This is a genomic window from Nocardia carnea (genome assembly GCF_029868325.1).
GTDB classification, from domain to species: Bacteria; Actinomycetota; Actinomycetes; order Mycobacteriales; family Mycobacteriaceae; genus Nocardia; species Nocardia carnea_C.
The window spans coordinates 55,864-72,409 of record NZ_JARWNW010000192.1; the positions used below are offsets into that span (position 1 = coordinate 55,864).

Sequence of the window (16,546 nt, forward strand, 5' to 3'; positions counted from 1 at the left end):
GGCGGCCGATCTCCTCGTCCGGAAACGGTGCACTCCGGCTGGTTTGGCCGGCGACCGTCGGTCAGGATGTTCTCGAAATGTGCGCCGAGGTGCAGCAGGCCACGGCCGTTCAGGAACGCGATGCCGGCGGCCAGTTCCTGCGACCTCCAACAGCGCCGGCTTCCCGCCGATACCGGCGCCCATCGGCACCGCCGCATCCACGAGTTCACGCAACCCGTGATCGCTGTACAGCGCCAGGGCTGCGGAGACGGCGCCGTGGGAGTGCAGGCGCGCCGCCCGAGCGGGCGTAACGGCATTCATCGAAAGCCTCGGGCTACGCCCGCTCGTCCGTTGTGCCCGGTCAGCCGTCTACATTGCTCACAGCCGATACTCCGCATCGGCCGAACTCGTGGCTGCTCTTCTCGTCAGGGGCGAGCCTGGTCGTCCAATTACCGCACCCGTTCTCCGCCGGATACACCGTCACACCCTGTGTCGAATTGCAGCGGTTGTGGAAATAGACCGTGGTATGCATGATGCCCTCTTCGTACGAGTAGGCAATGCAATCGTCTACGCCTCTTTCGGCCGACGCAGTGCCGGTCGCCATACCGAGACCGGCCGCAACGAAGGCCGCCACTGCAACAATTTTCGAAACGAATGGTTTCCACACAAAATGTTCATTCGACACGGAATGATCCTGCGGGCTCCCGGAGACTTCTGTCAACTGGAGAGCAGATATCCGGCGCGAGCTACCCCCTTCTACGCCAACAGATGTCGTGCTGACAGTAAGAACGGCGAACTCGCACGTCACCTCGACGCCACCCCCGCCACCGGCCGGATTCACCGCGGCCGACATTCCGCGATAACCGATCCCATCAACTTTGTTTACGGGAGCTGCCGACTGGGTAATAAACACCGGGCCGGTCTATAGATTCTGCCACTTGCTGACGGGTCGAGGGACCCGAGAATTCGGCGAGAACCTATTTCTCCACCGAGTCATTATGTCGGTCATGGGCATTGGACCCGGGTGTTATTCCTCGATTGTTGCGGCACTTACCGGATAGCATCTTCCAGCACCCGCGTCAGAGGCCGATCCGCTGCAATTCGACAACGGGAATGACCCGGTCGGTCTTGCGCTGGTATTCGCCGAACTGGGGCTGCACGGCGACCTGCTTGGCATAGATTTCATCACGCTCGGCCCTGGGCAGTACACGGGCGACAACCGGGAACGTCTCAGTGCCGTACTCGACGGTGGTGTTCGGGTTGGCCGTCAGGTTGTGGTACCAGGCGGGATGCTTCGGGCTGCCACCCAGGCTGGCGAAGACGAAGATCCGGTCGCCCTCGACATAGGGAACCAGCGGCGCGATGCGTTCGATACCCGATTTGGCGCCGATGTGATGCACAAGGATGAGCGGAAACCCTTCGAAGGTGCCGCCGACGGTGCCGCCCTTCTCCCGGAACTCGCTGATGACCTGGCTGTTCATCTCGATGATCTCGTTCGCATCTGGCATGGTTCGACCATATGCGGTACACGTTGAATGGTTCGATAGCTGAATTGGCCAGAAACATATCTGTTTGTCGCACTATCATCGATCGTATGGACATTCTTGCGGACATCCTCGCGATCGGCGGTGTCCGTGGTAGCGCGGGTGCGCGCATCGAGGCGGGCGGCACGTGGGGGATCTCCTGGGGCGCACGCTGCACTGCGGCCTTCTATGCCGTCACCTCGGGCACCGCATGGTTGTGTCTGCCCGGCGAGGAAGCACAACAGCTGATGCCCGGCGATGTGGTGCTGTTGCCGAGCGGTGTCGAGCACGGGCTGAGCAGTGCACCCGGCGTGCCGCTGGCCCCGTGCGGCGACTGCGGTGGCGATGCGGCGATGGCGGAGGGCAGTGTGTTGCGCCTGGGTGCCGGTGTAGTACAGACGCATATCCTCGGCGCGGGTTACGAATACGACCCCACGGTGTCGACGCAGGTGATGACCTCGTTACCGCAGGTTCTGCACATCAGGGCCGACAACGGCGGCACCTGCCTCGACGACACCGTCCGGCTGCTGTCACGGGAGCTGGCCTACCCGCAGATCGCGACCGCATTCGTCCTCAACCATTTGGTCGACATCCTGTTGGTGCAGTTGCTGCGGGTCTGGTCGGCGAAACGCCCGGACGAGGCGCGCGGATCCTGGCTCGGCGTGCTGGCCGACCCTGTGGTCAGCGACGCGCTCACCAGGCTCCATCGGGAGCCCGCCCGGGGTTGGACCATCGAGTCACTCGCTGCGGAGCTGACGGTCTCCCGCAGCACGCTGACGCGGCGATTCCGCGCCGTGACCGGCGCCGCGCCGGCCGACTACCTGACGCAGTGGCGGATGGATCTGGCCGCGGTCCGCCTGCGCGACACCGACGACACCCTCGACAGCATCGCCCGCTCGGTCGGCTACACCTCGGTCTATGCGTTCAGCCGAGCTTTCCGCCGGACACGTTCGCAGGCTCCGGGGCAGTTCCGAACAGCGGTCCGGGCGAACGGGCGCGTCCCGATACCTACGCATGGCGGCGTCACCGACCAATGATGTAGGCGGCGCCGCCGGGCTGCTGCTGCGCAGGCGATACAGGCGCGGCGGCACAGGAACAATCTGCTCTGGGAAGCCGGGGTTTACCGACGGTGGCGGGCCAGGCACCCTCTCGATCATGTCTCGACAGTTTCAGGTTGTCATCGACTGCCACGATCCGGATCGAATGGCCGCCTTCTGGTCTGCGGCCCTGGACTACCGGGTCGATCCGGTTCCGGACGACTACGACAATTGGATGGACTACCAGATAGGTCAGGGGTTCGCGGAGAACGAAAGGGTCCGCTTTGCCGCGATCTACAACCCGGAAGGGCCGGAGCGGCTGAGTTTCCTGGGGGTGCCGGAATCCAAAACCGTCAAGAACCGCTTGCATCTCGACATTCAGGCGACGTTTCCGGATGACTCGCCCGCTCGTAGGATCGAGCGGGTCGACACGCTGGTGGCCGAACTGCGCGGCCTCGGTGGCACTGCGCAGCGGACGGGCCGCGAGCGCGGCCAATACTTCGTAACCATGACCGATATCGAGGGCAACGAATTCTGCGTGCATTGATCCTGGCCGACCGGCTGCGGAAATAGCGTTGCCGGGGCTCCGGGACGGTCGATAGGGTGTCGCGGTTTTGCCCATCCGATTCGAAGGAGCCGGACAACCGATGGAACCTGTCACCGAACGAGAGATCAGAGCGTCGTTCGTCAACTGTTCGAAAGGAGATGCCAAACGCCTGACGGTCCCGCCCGACCTGGCGACCCGCCCGTGGGACGATCTGGACTTCCTGGGCTGGACCGATCCGGGGTTACCGGGTCGCGCGTATCTGGTGCTGCCCGAGGCGGACGGTCTCGCCGGGATCGCGCTGCGCTATGAGACCGGCGGGCCGCGCCGGACGCAGATGTGCACCGTCTGTTCGACCACCCACACCAACGGTGGAGTCGTATTGATGACCGCCCGCAAGGCCGGTGAGGCGGGCCGGCGCGGGAACTCCACCGGCACCTATATGTGCGGTGACCTCTGTTGTTCGCTGTACGCGCGGCATGTGATGACGCCGGCGCTGGGTCGCGCCTACCGCGACGACTACGACCCCGCCGACCGCATCCACCAGATCCGGCAGAACGTGACCGCGTTCCTCGGCCGGGTCCGCGCCTGATCACCGCCTGACGATGCGCAACGAGAGAAAGAGGTTGTGGCCCATGCGCCGACACTCGAGACCGAATTCGCGGGCGACTCCGGATTCTTCGCCCGGGCAGGAGAATCCGGAGCTGTCCCTCTCCTCCCCGGCCGGGACGGACCGGCCCCGAACGGTCCGTGCCGGCCGAGGAGGAGCGCAGCGTTCGACCTTTGATCGAGAGGCGAGATCCTCGTAGGAGGGGCCCGCTGACGTGAATGCGAGGCGCTGCCCGGCCCGCGGTGAGTTGCCGCTATGTCGCCGCGACGGTGAGGTCGCAATCCCGCCAGCTCCGGGACCTGCGGCTTCATACCGTCGGTCGATGTGAGAACCGAACCCACCACAGAACCACACGCCGGCAATCGACTGCCGGGCTCCGTAGTACTGTTCCTTTCGCTCGCCGCCGCGCTCGGCACCTCCACGATCTATCTACTGCAGCCCGCGATAGCAGAGGTGGCGCACTCTCTGGGCGCACAGATCGCCGCCGTCGGTCTTGCGCTCGCGTGCGGACCCGCCGGATACATGGCGGGGCTGGGCCTGCTCGTACCGTTGGTGGATCGCTTCCCGCCCGGGCGGGTGCTCGCGATCCAGTTCGCGGTCATGTCGGGTGCGCTGGCGGCGTGTGCCGCGGTGAGTGCGGTCTGGGCGCTGGGAATGTTGACGGGTGTGGTCGGAACATTATCGGCGGTGGGCGCGGGCCTGAGCTCCGTGGCCGGCCGATTCGCTCCGCCGCGGCGGCGGGCGACGATCCTGGGCATTGTCACTGCCGGGATATCGGCGGGAATATTGGCCGGCCGGATCGCCGGCGGTTGGCTTGCCGAGGAGATCGGCTGGCGTGGCGTGCTTCTCGTTTTCGCGGTGGGTTGTGCCGTACTCGCTGCGGCCTGCGTGCTGGTACTGCCGGCCGCGCAGGGTGTGGGCGGGCGTGGCTATGTCGAAACCCTCCGCTCGCTGCCTGGGCTGTTCGTGCGGTACGCCCAGCTCAGGGTTGCCGCGATATGCGGCGCGATCTGGTTTTTCGCGTTCTGCGCGGTATGGGCGGGGCTCGCGGTCGCGCTCTCGAAGCCCCCGTTCTCGTACACCGCGGAGCAGATCGGCCTGTACGCGGCGGCCGGGCTCTCGGGCATCCTTGCGACCCGGGTAGCCGGAGCCTGGACCGACCGGGTGGGCTCCGGCCGGGTGATCCCGGTGGGACTTTCACTGGCCGGAGTCGCCACAGCCATCATGGCGTTCACGCTCACCGACACCGTGGTGACGCTGGTCTGCCTGGCACTTTTCGACGCGGGCCTCTTCGCTGCACAGGTGGCGAACCAGAGCACGGTGCTCGCGATCGACCCCACCGCGCCGGCGCGGTTCAACAGCGCGTACATGCTCGTGTATTTCGTCGGCGGCAGTCTCGGTTCGGCCGTCGGAGCGGCGGTTGTCGATTGGTTCGGCTGGGCCGCAACGGCTTCGCTCGCCGCGGCTGCCATCGGGATCGCCGCCGTGATCGTCGTGATCACATCCCTGGGCTCGGGCCGACGGACGACCGGCACCGTGGCGACCTCTGTCCCCTGAGCGTCGAAATCATCTCCCCTGCCTTCGGCGACCGGAAGGGCTCGCACCTCTCGGATGCGGGCCCTTCCGGTTCGTGCAGATCACGCTTCGATCAGCTTGCGGCGCAATCCCTCGGCAGCGATGACCAGAGCGGGGACCAGCGTCAGGTGCGTGACCGACAGCGCGACCGTGGAGGCGGTGTCGAAATCGGCACTCACGGTCATGGCGATGGTGGCCACGGCGATCACCGATCCGATCGCCGCGGCGAGGCGCAGCACACCGATCCATTTGTAGGACAGCAGCACTGCCGCGCCGAGGCCGATCAGCATCGGAATCACGGTCAGCATGATGATGCCGCCGGGGGCCACGCTCTGTACCTGCCCCGCGTTGGTCGCCTCGAACGTGCCGCCGGCGGCTGCGCCGATCAGCCAGACAACGATATTGGCCAGCAGTGCCGCGCCGATCGCGCCGAAGAGGGCGACGGGACGGTTCATTGCGGGGATGCGGACGGCGGGGCGGGCGGTAGTGCTCGTAGTGCTCATGATGACCTCCTGGAGCTGTGAAGTTCGGGTGAGACCATCCTGAAACCTCAACAATTATTCAGGTCAATCCTTTTGGCGTCGCAGTGACAGAGGTCACTCACCGTCGAAGTCGAACCCTCGCAGCCGCGGGCGCCCCCGCTGTGCCATATGCCGGGCAGCCGAATCGGGCCGTCGGGCGACTCCCCCACCGGAGCCACTCACGCTCCCTGCCCGGCAGTTCTGGTCGACTCGAGAAAGGTCCGGATCGCGGTATCCGCCGCCACACGCCCCTCGTCACCGGTGATCGCGAGCTCGAACAGCAGTCCGCGTGCCATGGCCAGCGCCATCTGCGCCTGCAACGCCGCCTCGCGCGGTTCGTGCCCGGCCCGGATGAACAGCGTGGTCAGCACTTCCCGCCACTGCTCGACCCACTGCCGCAGCGGCACCGCCCACGGTCTTCCCTGCATCGCCGCCGCCGCCACCTCGAAGAACAGCGGCGCCACCAATGTTGCCTCGCCGGCGATCCGGTCCCAGAACGCGTACGCCGCCGTGTAAGGATCGGGGTCGGCGTCGAGCAGTTCGGCCAGCACCAGGTTCTGCCGGCCCCAGGTGGCAGCCACCACGGCCTCCAAGAGGCCGTCACGAGAACCGAAGTGGTAGTTCAACATTCGGTGACTCGTACCGATGCCCTCGGCCACGGTACGCATACTCGTATCTCCGACACCGTTGGCCGTGAACCAGGCGACCACTCGTTCCAGCAGAGCTTCGCGGGCGGCGCTCATGCGTTCTGCCCGGCGCCGGTGCAGGCGGCGGCCACCCGACGCGCCGCGGCGCCGTCACTGCCCCGGTACGCCACGTATCCGTCCGGCCTGATCAGCACATATCCGCGCCGCAGACCGTATCTGTCGCGTGCCGAACCGGTCGTGTCCGTATCGTCGTCGACCCGCACCTCGACTGTCCCCATTGCCGAATACGCGGTGTCCGTTACCCCGTACCGTTCTCCGGCCGCAGATGCGGCGCCGAAAACGAGCAAGGTGAAATGGTCGACACCGAGCCGGTCGTGGACCGTTCCCTCGGCCAGCGGAGCGTCCGGCGCCCGCTCCCCGCTCCGCGGGCCACGCGCGAGCGGCCATCCCCCGCCGCGGCCATAGCCGACGTCCAGTTGCGAATTCTGCAGGCTCGCCTTGCGCGCGGCGCCCGGGACGCGAGACCCGTACCGGAGCAGCGCATCACGAAGTTTCCGGGCAACCGGGTTGCGCAGTGCGTACAGCCGCCGCCGGCTCTCGACATCGCGGATGGTTGCCGCGGCAACCGGGCGCCGTTCGGTTTCGTAGGCGGCCAGCAGATCCGCGGGCGCGCCGTGTTCGACACCCGCCAGCCGCCACGCCAGATCGACGGCGTCCTGGATACCGAGATTCATCCCTTGGCCCCCGAAGGGCGGGAACACGTGGGCGGCATCGCCCGCCAGAAACACCCGCCCCCGGCGGTATCCGGTAGCGAGACCCACCCGGGTGCGATAGATCGACGTCCACTGCACTTCGGTGATCCGCATCCGGCTCGGGCCGCGTTCGTCGAGAAGTGCTTGCAGCTCGGCAATGCCCGGTCCGGGCCGCTCGGCCAGGGAGTGCGTATCGGTCATATCGGCGAATATCCGCCAGAGCTCGTCCGTGCCCGGAAGGCGCATCAGCATGAAGGGGCCGGCCGGTCCCAGCCACATGGCACTGTCTTGGAAGGGCGGCCGCTTGTCGAGAACGACATCGGCCAGATAGTAGGTTTCGCCGGTTTCCCGGCCGGCCAGTTCGATGCCGAGTTCCGCGCGCACCCGGCTGCGTGACCCGTCGGCACCGATCAGCCATTCGGCCGCCGTCTCGCGGCCATCGGCGAGCGTGACCTCTACACCGGTTTCATGCTGGGTCACGGTCTGCACCTGGGCGCCGGCCTCTATCTCGACGCCCGCCGCGCGTAAGCTGTCGCGCAGGATATCCTCCAACCCCGACTGCGGAAGCACGTAGGTGTAGGGGTACGGGCTCTGCGGTGGGACCCAGATGAACCGGGAAAGTTCGGTATCACCGCGCATCATCGAGGCGCCAGAGAGACGGTAGGCGACGCGTTCGATCTCGCCGGCAAGCCCGAGACTTGCCAGCAGCTCCATCGAACGCGCCTGCAATCCGAGCGCCCGAGAACTGGTGCCGGGCTGCGCGCGCCGCTCCAGCACGCGGCACGCCACCCCGTTCGCGGCGAGGACGAGCCCGGCGACCATCCCTGTCGGACCGGCGCCGGCGATAAGAACACCCATAACCTGACACTTCCTGTCTCGTAGCCCGTGCAGGGACCACAGGCGGCACTCCCTCGCGTGGCCGGATCGGTGCCGTACTCGCGTCATGACCGGACCGGCAGCGGGGTTTCGATCACCACCCCACTCCTATGTACCAAATGGTACATCTCAAACGCGCGGGAGGACAGTGGCCGCGGGTAGACCACACCCGCCCGATCGAAGGCGCCGAGCCGGGCAGGCACAACCGGTTGCCCGACCATGCGCACCACGCCATGGCGCAGTTCCACGCCCGGCACCCGGGCCGGGCGCTCTGACGGCCGGTAGTTTCCCGAGCCACCGACCGGCTATCAGGTAACGAGTGTGTGCGGTGCGGTCCGGGACCGCACCGCACACTCACCCGTCAGTGTGCCTGGGTCAGCATCCGCGCGACCTCCGCGCTGTGGTGGATGAATCCGGCGTGGCTGGTGTCCAGGGTGTGCACCGCGAACTTGTTATCCGGTGTCAGAGCGTCCGCATCGGCGATGATGCGGTCCTGCATCGCGATCGGCAGGGACCTGTCTGCGGTGAGCCGCACGAACGTCCGCGGGATGCGGCCCCAGGTCGCCGGGTTCGCGGCGGCGTGCGCGACCATCACTTCGATCGACTCGTCGGGTTGCAGGATGTTCAGGAAGGCCATGAATTCCGCATCCGATCGGTCGGCCATGGTGGCTTCCTTCAACGCGCGCAGCATTTCCGGATCCGCCGTCCGGTAGTTCGCACGACCGGCGCCGAGAACGGCGGGATCACCGACGTTCAACGGAGCCAGGCCGGGTAGCAGGCTGTCCGCGAACTCGGGTTCGGACATGTAGGCAACCGGGCTCGGCCGGGTCGTGCACGCCCACGCCGAGATGTACACCAGCCCGTCGACGAGTTGCGGCACACGATCGGCCGTGGCGGTGATCGTGACCCCGCCCAGGCTGGCGCCCACCAGGATCACCGGCCCGTGCTCGTGCAACCGGGAGACCACGTCGGCGACGCGGTCCACGTTATCGTCGAGGGTCACCCCGGCCAGTGTCGACGCCGTATCGGCAAGCACGTCCAGGTCCTGCGGTGCCTGATACGCCACCGAGTATTGGGCTTCGAGACCGTGGCCGGGGAGGTCCACGGCGTAGGAGCGGTGCCCGAGCAGCGCCAGTTCACGTTGCAGCGGAGCCCACATGAACGAACTCGTGCCGGATCCGTGCACGAGAACGAAAGTAGGTGTCGCGGAGGAGGTTACAGAGGAATACGCAGACATGGTGAAGTCCTTCGTGGGAATGTTCACTACCCGTCGGCGACACGTCTACCCGCAACTCTCGGCGGTTTCGGAATAGAGTCCGGCCCGGAGGGGCCGGAGGAGTGCGCCGACTATTCGGGGCGCAGGCGCACGAAGAACAAAAGCATGCGTCGCACACTACACCACCCGCACCCGCCGGCCGGCTGCTGCCGTGGTTACTTCGTCCGCCCGCAGGTCGACGACGACGGCACCGGAATCCCTTCTGTCACTGAGGCGGGCGCACCGCACCTTTCCGGTCCGATACCAATCGACAACCGACCGTGCGGCCGCGCCGGCCTCCACATCGGCGACCAGAACGAGATACGAGGCGCCGAGGTCGAGCAGGCCGTTGATCGAGCATTCATAGCCCATGCGGTATGCCACTTCGCGAACCCAGCGGATCGCCCGCGTTCGCTCGGGACCGGAGGTGTGCTCGGTATCGCACAGGATGAGCAAGCGGCAGGCATCGACAGCGGTAGCCGTCTCGATCACGCGCTCGCACAACCGGTTCTCGTACGATCGCGCTCGTGCCGACCGCAGCGGCGACCACCTGTTCGGCCGGCCATCCCCGGACCTGCCGAACAGGAAGCCGACCAGCGACCGATCGATCACGACGACGATCGCTTCCGCACCGGACCGCCTCCCGACGGTGATGGGCTGCGGAACCGCGGGCGGCCCGAGCGGGGTCCGCGGAATATGCGGTGCCGCTGCGTAACTCGCCGGAATACCGCGGCGATTGACCTCGGTGAGGATCGACTCGGCCAGGGCCGCCGGGCGTTCGGTGACCAGCGACCGGCCGGACTCCGGAACGTCGAATGCGCGGCGCCACGGCCGGAGTGCGGTCCGTTCCTCAGGGCTCTTCTTCGTCGCGATCACGACTGTCGCACCTGTCTGCCGGTGTGGGGTAGGTCGGGTCATCGAACATCGCCTCGATTCGAGACTTGATCTCGGCCGTGCTGAATCCGGATTCCCGGCCGTTTCTTCGGTCCACAATTCCCGATGCATTCATGCTTTTACTCCCGAAATAAAAATTGCACAGCCGATCGCCGCGAACTGCGCAGTGTTGCACAATGGAACACACGACCTGTAATGAAAATGCGGTTACCCGGAAAGCCGCGGAAATGTCCCGCGCCACCTCCCCCAGGAGGGGATCTCACCGTAATTCCGCCCCGAAGCCACTCAGTACCGGCGCCGAACGCGGGCGCGTCGATCCCTCGAAATACCCCTCAACGCTTCCTCTTTCGCACGACTACCGTCGAGTTCTCCTGCCGTTCGCGCTTCTCGGCCCGCCGTTCCTTCATGGTCGACGAAGGTTTCTTCAGCGATTTTCCGCGCGATTTGTCAGCCACTGTCGCTCCTGTTTTCCCGAAGTTCCATCCGACTGACTTCGACCATACGTCAGAAAAAATAAAAAGCCAGTCCGGCCGCCGCCGCCCCAGGCAGATCGGCGGGTCCTGACCCACGGGCGGTCACGATGCCGGGCGAAGAACCGCGGTTCAGCCGAGCGACTGCGCACCGATCACAGACAGCAGATGCAGTTTGTCGTGGCTTTCGCTGCCGGGGACGGCGGTGTAGACGAGTAGTGCGTGCGCCCGACCCGGGTCTACCAGCCGCTGGCAGTTCAGTTCCAGGGCGCCGACCTCGGGGTGGACGAAATGCTTGATATCGCGGGGACGTATCCCGATCTCGTGGTGCTCCCATACCCGCCGGAACTCCTCGCTGCGGGCCAGCAGCAGGTCGGCGAGTTCCGCGGCGCGGGAATCGGGGCCCCGGAGGGTGAGGATCTCGCGCAGTCCCGCGGCGTACATCCGGGTGAGGAACGCGTGTTCTTCCGGCGCGTAGAGCTGCCTGGCCGCGGGATCGGTGAACCATCGGTAGCCGATACTGCGGGCAGGGCCGGTGTAGCGGGTCAGGTCGCCGGTGAGCGCGATACCCATCGGTGACTGCCGCAGGGTTTCGCCGAGTTCGGTGACGATTTCCGCGGGTGTGTCGTTCAGGCGGTCGAGAACGCGCAGCAGGCCGGGGCTGATGTGTTCGCTGATCACACCCCGCGTGGGTGGGTTGTGCCCGGCGAGACGGAACAGGTGATCACGTTCGTCGAGCGACAGGTGCAGGCCCTGGGCGATCGATACGAGCATCTGCGGTGACGGCTGCGGCCCGCGTTCCCGTTCGAGCCGGGAGTAGTAGTCGGCCGACATATGACACAGTGCCGCGACCTCCTCGCGCCGCAGTCCCTCGGTCCGGCGACGCGGGCCGCGGGGAAGACCGACGTCTTCGGGTTGTAGTGCCGCACGCCGATTGCGGAGGAATTCCGCCAGCCCGGTGCGATCGATCACGGCGCTCCTTCTTTCTCGGTTCCTGCCATGTTTCTACCGTCGGCGAGCAGCGGTATCCACGGATCGCCGATCCCCCGGTACGCCCGGCCCAGGCCGATACGGGCCGGACGCAGCGGCGTTGCCGGCCCGCCCAGGACCGGGCCGAGAGGCGACTCGCCGAGCCTGTGATCGGGAGGTCCTGGATATCCCCTTCCCCTCGGCTCAGGCTTATGACGTGCCCGGACATGGGGCCGACGAACTCCCCGCCCGTTACCGACGCGCCATCCCACCACGAGGAGCAGAACAATGCCACGCCGACCCGTCGACATCACCGTGCCCGACCTGTCCGGGAAACGCGCGCTCGTCACCGGCGCCAGCGACGGAATGGGGGCGGTGATGGCCGCGCGACTGGCCGCGGCCGGCGCGGAGGTGATCATGCCTGTCCGTAATCCCCGTAAGGGCGAGGCGGCGGTAGCGCGGATCCGGCAGCGTCACCCGGACGCGACGGTCTCGCTGCGCAGTCTCGACCTTTCGTCGCTGGCGTCGGTGGCGGCCCTCGGCCGCACCCTCGGCGAGGAGGGTGAACCGATCCATCTCCTCGTCAACAACGCCGGCGTGATGACCCCGCCGCAGCGGCAGACCACCGCCGACGGGTTCGAGCTCCAGTTCGGCACCAACCACCTCGGCCATTTCGCCCTCGTCGGCCGTATCCTTCCGCTGCTGCGCGCCGGCCACGCCCGCGTGACCTCGCAGATCAGCGTCGCCGCGCGGCGGGGCACGATCAACTGGGACGACCTGAACTGGGAGCACAGCTACGACGGGGAGCGCGCCTACAGCCAGTCGAAGGTCGCGGTCGGGCTGTTCGGTCTCGAACTGGACCGCCGCAGCAAGACCCACGGCTGGGGTATCACGAGCAACCTCTCCCACCCCGGGGTTGCCCCCACCAACCTGCTGGCCGCCCGCCCCGAACTCGGCCGCGACCGCGACACTCCCCGGGTCCGCCTGATTCGCGCGCTCTCCGCCCGCGGCATCCTTTTCGGCACGGTCGACACCGCTCCACTACCCGCCCTCATGGCCGCCGCCGACCCCGCCGCCGAAGCCGGCCGGCTCTACGGCCCCAGCGGCCCCGGCCACCTCGGCGGCCCGCCCGCCGAACACAAGCTGTATCCGCCGCTGCGCAGTACCGCGGACGCCGCACGAATCTGGGAGATCTCCGAACAGCTCACCGATACGGCCTATGCCACCACCTGAAGGACCGCACCGGAGTTCACCTGCGCGAGAATCCGTGATCGGCCACCTCCAGCAGCAATTCCCGGATGGCGCGCAACGCGGGGTTGTCGTCGTCGGCGCGCCAGGCGGCGACGAGTTCGACCGGTTCGCCGTCGATCCCGTGCACCGGGCGCAGGACGACACCGTCGAGACCGAATGCCTCGGCTGCCCGAGGGACGAGCGCCAGCCCGAGCCCGGCGCGCACCAAGGCCAGGATTGTGTGCACCTGGCTGAGGTGCTGGACATACCGTGGCGCGATTCCGGCACTGCGGAAAACGCCGACGAGTACCTCGTAAAAGTAGCGCGCCTCCGCCGGTGAGTACATGACGAAAGGTTCGCCGTCGAGGTCGTGCACATGCAGCGTGTGGCCCGGTGCGGCGAGTGGGTGCTCGGCGGGTATCGCGGCCAGCAAGGGTTCCCGGTAAAGCCGGCGATGCACCAGTTCGGTGCCGCGGACCGGCGGCCGTACCAGGACCAGGTCGAGTTCTCCGGAACGCAATTCCTCGAGTTGAGTTCCGGAGACCCTTTCCCGAAGCACCAGGTCGACACCGGGCAACCGGGTGCGGGCGGCCGCCACGAAGGCGTCCAGCACCGAATGCGCCGAGGACGCGGTGAACCCCATTGCCACTGTTCCGGTCTCGCCTGTGGGAACCCGTCGCACCGTCAGCGTCGCCTGTTCCGAAAGCCCGAGAATGCGCCGGGCATCGCCGAGGAAGGACTGCCCCGCGGTGGTGAGCCGGACAGCGCGGCCGGTTCGGTCGAACAATTCGACTCCCAGCTCGCGTTCGAGCAACTGGATCCGGCGCGATAACGGCGGCTGACTGATCGACAGTCGTTCCGCCGCACGTCCGTAGTGCAGGGTTTCGGCCACGGCGACAAAGCTTTCCAGCTGATTCAGCGTAAACACCGATCCATAATAGGTATTGATGCATGCGGAAAGAGTGTTGGACATGCATCACTCGGGTTTCTTACTGTGGTCGCATTCACTGACGAACAGCCGTTATGCGCAGGAGGAACCCCTGATGTCCGCCCTCACACCGACCGAACTGGCCCGACAGCTCGGCTCCGGTCTGTTGTCGTTCCCGGTCACCCATTTCACCGGGGATCTGGCGTTCGACGAGCCCGCCTACCGGGAGAACATCGTCCGCCTCGGCAAGCACGAGGTGGCCGGCCTGTTCGCCGCGGGCGGCACCGGAGAGTTCTTCTCCCTGACGCCGAAGGAGGTCGGACGGGTGGTACGTGCGGCCACCGAGAGCGCGCCGGAGTCCACCCCGATCCTCGCCCCGGCCGGATACGGCACCGCCCAGGCCATCGAAATGGCCCGGGACGCGGAAGCGGCCGGCGCCGACGGCCTGCTGTTGTTCCCGCCTTATCTCACCGAATCCTCAGCGCACGGCCTGCGCAATCATGTGCGCGCGGTCTGCGAGGCCACCTCGCTCAGCGTGGTGGTCTACGGCCGGGCCAATGCGGTCTACACACCGGAAACACTCGCCGAACTCGCCGATTCCCATCCGAACCTGATCGGATACAAGGACGGTATCGGTGACCTGGAGGCGATCACCCGCATCCATTCCCGGCTCGGCGACCGGCTCGTCTATATCGGCGGGCTGCCGACAGCGGAGACCTTCGCGCTGCCCTACCTGGAACTGGGTGTGACCACCTACAGTTCGGCCATCTTCAATTTCCTGCCCGAATTCGCGCTGAACTTCTACGGCGCGGTCCGCGCCGGAGACCGGGGTACTGTACGCCGCCTGCTCGACGAGGTGGTGCTCCCCTATACCGCGATCCGGGACCGGAAGGCGGGATACGCGGTCAGCGTGGTCAAAGCCGGTATGAAACTCACCGGGCACGATGCGGGTCCGGTGCGGCCGCCGCTGACCGACCTGGACGATACCGAGATGGCGATGTTGACCGAGGTCGTCGAGGCCTCGCGCGCCGTCACCGTCTGATTTTCCGCCTGCGATCAGTGATGAATTCGAAGGAGGCCCCCGTGCCCGACCGCTCCCAGCCCCACCCCACCGGCGCCATGGTCATCGGAACCGAACTCGTCCTGGGCACCGGAGCACAGGTGGTGCAGGCCCACGAGCCGCGCAGCGGCGAGGTTGTCGAACCGGTCTACCGCGCGGCCTCGGATGAGCAGATCGACCGGGCGTGCACCCTCGCGGAACGGGCGTTCCCGCAGTTCCGGGCGCTGCCCGCCGAGCGGCGGGCCCAGTTCCTGGAGTGCATCGCCGACCTGCTCGACGAGCGCCGCGACGCGCTCGTCGAGCGTGCACATACCGAGACTGCACTTCCTCGGCCGCGGCTCACCGGCGAAGTCGGTCGCACCACCGGCCAGTTGCGGTTGTTCGCCTCCGAGCTGCGGGCGGGAACCTGGCAGGGCGCCCGGATCGACCCCGGGCGGACCGGCGACAACCCCCGTCCCGATATCCGCCAACGCCGGATCGCGCTGGGCCCTGTCGTGGTGTTCGGCGCGAGCAACTTCCCCTTGGCTTTCTCCACCGCCGGTGGCGATACGGCCTCCGCACTGGCCGCGGGCTGTCCCGTGGTGGTCAAGGCACACCCCGCACACCTGGGCACGGGGGAACTGGTGGCCCGGGCGATCGCCGACGCGGCCGCCGCGACGGATATGCCCGACGGGACGTTCTCCCAGCTCGTCGGTACCGGACACGAGATCGGCACACAGTTGGTGAGCGATCCTCGGATCCGGGCCGTAGGGTTCACCGGTTCGCGCACCGGCGGGCTGGCGATCGCGGCCGCGGCCGCGGCGCGACCCGTACCGATCCCGGTGTACGCGGAGATGAGCAGTATCAACCCGGTCCTGTTGCTACCGGCCGCCCTGGCCGCACGTGGCGCGGCGCTGGGGGGCGCGTTCGTCGAATCGCTGACACTGGGCGCCGGACAGTTCTGTACCAATCCCGGGCTGATCTTCGCCGTCGACGGCCCCGGACTCGACGCGTTCACCACGGCGGCGGCCGAGGCCGTCGCCGCGAACGCCGGAGCCGTCATGCTCACCGGCGATATCGCCGGCCACTACACCGCCGCGGGTACGGCCCTGGCCGCGCGTGACGGTGTCACGGAGCTGGCTCACGGTGCGCGACCCGACGACGCGGCGGGCGCCGGCGCCCGGTTGCTGACGGTCGACGGCGCCGCATTCCTCGCGGACCCGCAACTGCAAACCGAGGTCTTCGGTGCGACATCACTGCTGGTCCGCTGCGCGGATACAACCGAACTGACCGCGGCCGTCCGGGCACTGGAAGGCCAGCTCACCGCCACCGTGCACGCCGATACCGCCGACCGGCCGCTGGCTGCCACCTTGCTGCCGCTGCTGGAGGAACGGGCCGGCCGTATCCTGTTCGACGGTTGGCCCACCGGGGTCCAGGTCGGATACGCGATGGTGCACGGCGGACCCTTCCCCGCCACGACCGATCCGCGCAGCACATCGGTCGGGACGCTGGCGATCGAACGTTTCCTGCGTCCGGTCGCGTATCAAGACGTGCCGGCGGCGCTGTTGCCGGCCGAGGTGTGCGACGACAATCCGCTCGGCGTATGGCGACGCGTCGACGGCGAAGTCGAACAGGACAAGCCGGCCACCGGCTGACGAACCGATCCGCCGGTACACCGCCGCCGGCGGCTATCGCAC

Annotated in this window: 18 protein-coding genes; 9 read left to right on the plus strand and 9 right to left on the minus strand. The window is 67.2% G+C overall.

The annotated features are described in order from the left end of the window. Window positions 1-340: 340 nt before the first annotated feature. On the minus strand, window positions 341-892 hold the full coding sequence (locus tag QH196_RS15620) for a hypothetical protein (protein WP_280416515.1): 552 nt from the start codon (window positions 890-892) through the stop codon (window positions 341-343). Window positions 893-1,058: 166 nt separating this feature from the next. Further along, window positions 1,059-1,460 (minus strand): nitroreductase family deazaflavin-dependent oxidoreductase, encoded by a 402-nt coding sequence (locus QH196_RS15625; RefSeq protein WP_280416516.1) that lies wholly within the window; start codon window positions 1,458-1,460, stop codon window positions 1,059-1,061. Window positions 1,461-1,573: 113 nt separating this feature from the next. On the opposite strand from QH196_RS15625, the gene QH196_RS15630 reads away from it, so the two are divergent. The 4 genes from QH196_RS15630 (at window position 1,574) to QH196_RS15645 (ending at window position 5,250) form a co-directional block, all read left to right on the plus strand. Further along, on the plus strand, window positions 1,574-2,539 hold the full coding sequence (locus QH196_RS15630) for an AraC family transcriptional regulator (protein WP_280416517.1): 966 nt from the start codon (window positions 1,574-1,576) through the stop codon (window positions 2,537-2,539). Next, complete coding sequence (locus tag QH196_RS15635; RefSeq protein WP_280416518.1) at window positions 2,517-3,086, plus strand: VOC family protein; 570 nt, start codon at window positions 2,517-2,519, stop codon at window positions 3,084-3,086. The genes QH196_RS15630 and QH196_RS15635 overlap by 23 nt, the downstream gene beginning before the upstream one ends. Window positions 3,087-3,186: 100 nt before the next feature. After that, window positions 3,187-3,675, plus strand: a complete 489-nt coding sequence (locus QH196_RS15640; protein WP_280416519.1) for an FBP domain-containing protein — start codon at window positions 3,187-3,189, stop codon at window positions 3,673-3,675. A gap of 342 nt (window positions 3,676-4,017) precedes the next feature. After that, window positions 4,018-5,250 carry an MFS transporter gene (locus QH196_RS15645; protein WP_280416520.1) on the plus strand — a complete coding sequence of 411 codons (1,233 nt, stop codon included), beginning with the start codon at window positions 4,018-4,020 and terminating at the stop codon, window positions 5,248-5,250. Window positions 5,251-5,330: 80 nt separating this feature from the next. Here QH196_RS15645 and QH196_RS15650 read toward each other — a convergent pair whose 3' ends face one another. The 3 genes from QH196_RS15650 to QH196_RS15660 all read right to left on the minus strand — a co-directional run bounded on the left by QH196_RS15650 (window position 5,331) and on the right by QH196_RS15660 (window position 8,046). After that, complete coding sequence (locus QH196_RS15650) at window positions 5,331-5,771, minus strand: DUF6069 family protein (RefSeq protein ID WP_280416521.1); 441 nt, start codon at window positions 5,769-5,771, stop codon at window positions 5,331-5,333. 197 nt (window positions 5,772-5,968) lie between these two features. Next, on the minus strand, window positions 5,969-6,532 hold the full coding sequence (locus QH196_RS15655; RefSeq protein ID WP_280416522.1) for a TetR/AcrR family transcriptional regulator: 564 nt from the start codon (window positions 6,530-6,532) through the stop codon (window positions 5,969-5,971). Then, window positions 6,529-8,046 (minus strand): FAD-dependent monooxygenase, encoded by a 1,518-nt coding sequence (locus QH196_RS15660; RefSeq protein ID WP_280416523.1) that lies wholly within the window; start codon window positions 8,044-8,046, stop codon window positions 6,529-6,531. Before QH196_RS15660 ends, QH196_RS15655 begins: the two co-directional genes overlap by 4 nt. A 137-nt stretch (window positions 8,047-8,183) precedes the next feature. Between QH196_RS15660 and QH196_RS15665 the strand changes: the two genes are divergently transcribed. Beyond that, complete coding sequence (locus QH196_RS15665) at window positions 8,184-8,339, plus strand: hypothetical protein (protein WP_280416524.1); 156 nt, start codon at window positions 8,184-8,186, stop codon at window positions 8,337-8,339. 86 nt (window positions 8,340-8,425) lie between these two features. Here QH196_RS15665 and QH196_RS15670 read toward each other — a convergent pair whose 3' ends face one another. Both QH196_RS15670 and QH196_RS15675 read right to left on the minus strand, forming a co-directional pair. After that, window positions 8,426-9,301, minus strand: a complete 876-nt coding sequence (locus tag QH196_RS15670) for an alpha/beta fold hydrolase (RefSeq protein ID WP_280416525.1) — start codon at window positions 9,299-9,301, stop codon at window positions 8,426-8,428. Between the two features lie 156 nt (window positions 9,302-9,457). Further along, a complete protein-coding gene (locus QH196_RS15675; RefSeq protein WP_280416526.1) occupies window positions 9,458-10,195 on the minus strand; it encodes a hypothetical protein in 738 nt (245 codons plus the stop codon). A 423-nt stretch (window positions 10,196-10,618) separates the two neighbouring features. Here QH196_RS15675 and QH196_RS15680 point away from each other — a divergent pair, with 423 nt between their 5' ends. Further along, a complete protein-coding gene (locus QH196_RS15680; protein WP_280416527.1) occupies window positions 10,619-10,777 on the plus strand; it encodes a hypothetical protein in 159 nt (52 codons plus the stop codon). 38 nt (window positions 10,778-10,815) lie between these two features. On the opposite strand, the gene QH196_RS15685 is transcribed toward QH196_RS15680, so the two are convergent. After that, on the minus strand, window positions 10,816-11,655 hold the full coding sequence (locus QH196_RS15685; protein WP_280416528.1) for a helix-turn-helix transcriptional regulator: 840 nt from the start codon (window positions 11,653-11,655) through the stop codon (window positions 10,816-10,818). A 285-nt stretch (window positions 11,656-11,940) separates the two neighbouring features. On the opposite strand from QH196_RS15685, the gene QH196_RS15690 reads away from it, so the two are divergent. Continuing rightward, window positions 11,941-12,885 (plus strand): SDR family oxidoreductase, encoded by a 945-nt coding sequence (locus tag QH196_RS15690; RefSeq protein ID WP_280416529.1) that lies wholly within the window; start codon window positions 11,941-11,943, stop codon window positions 12,883-12,885. A 16-nt stretch (window positions 12,886-12,901) separates the two neighbouring features. Here the strand turns inward: QH196_RS15690 and QH196_RS15695 are convergent, their stop codons facing one another. Beyond that, the gene (locus QH196_RS15695) at window positions 12,902-13,810 is read right to left on the minus strand and encodes a LysR family transcriptional regulator (protein ID WP_280416530.1); all 909 of its coding nucleotides are present in this window, start codon (window positions 13,808-13,810) and stop codon (window positions 12,902-12,904) included. A gap of 115 nt (window positions 13,811-13,925) precedes the next feature. Between QH196_RS15695 and kdgD the strand changes: the two genes are divergently transcribed. Together kdgD and QH196_RS15705 are read left to right on the plus strand one after the other, a co-directional pair. After that, entirely contained in the window at window positions 13,926-14,852 is a 927-nt protein-coding gene (gene kdgD, locus QH196_RS15700; RefSeq protein ID WP_280416531.1) for a 5-dehydro-4-deoxyglucarate dehydratase, read from the plus strand. Window positions 14,853-14,929: 77 nt separating this feature from the next. Beyond that, window positions 14,930-16,504, plus strand: coding sequence for an aldehyde dehydrogenase (NADP(+)) (locus QH196_RS15705; RefSeq protein WP_280416566.1), 1,575 nt, complete (start codon window positions 14,930-14,932; stop codon window positions 16,502-16,504). Window positions 16,505-16,546 lie beyond the last annotated feature (42 nt).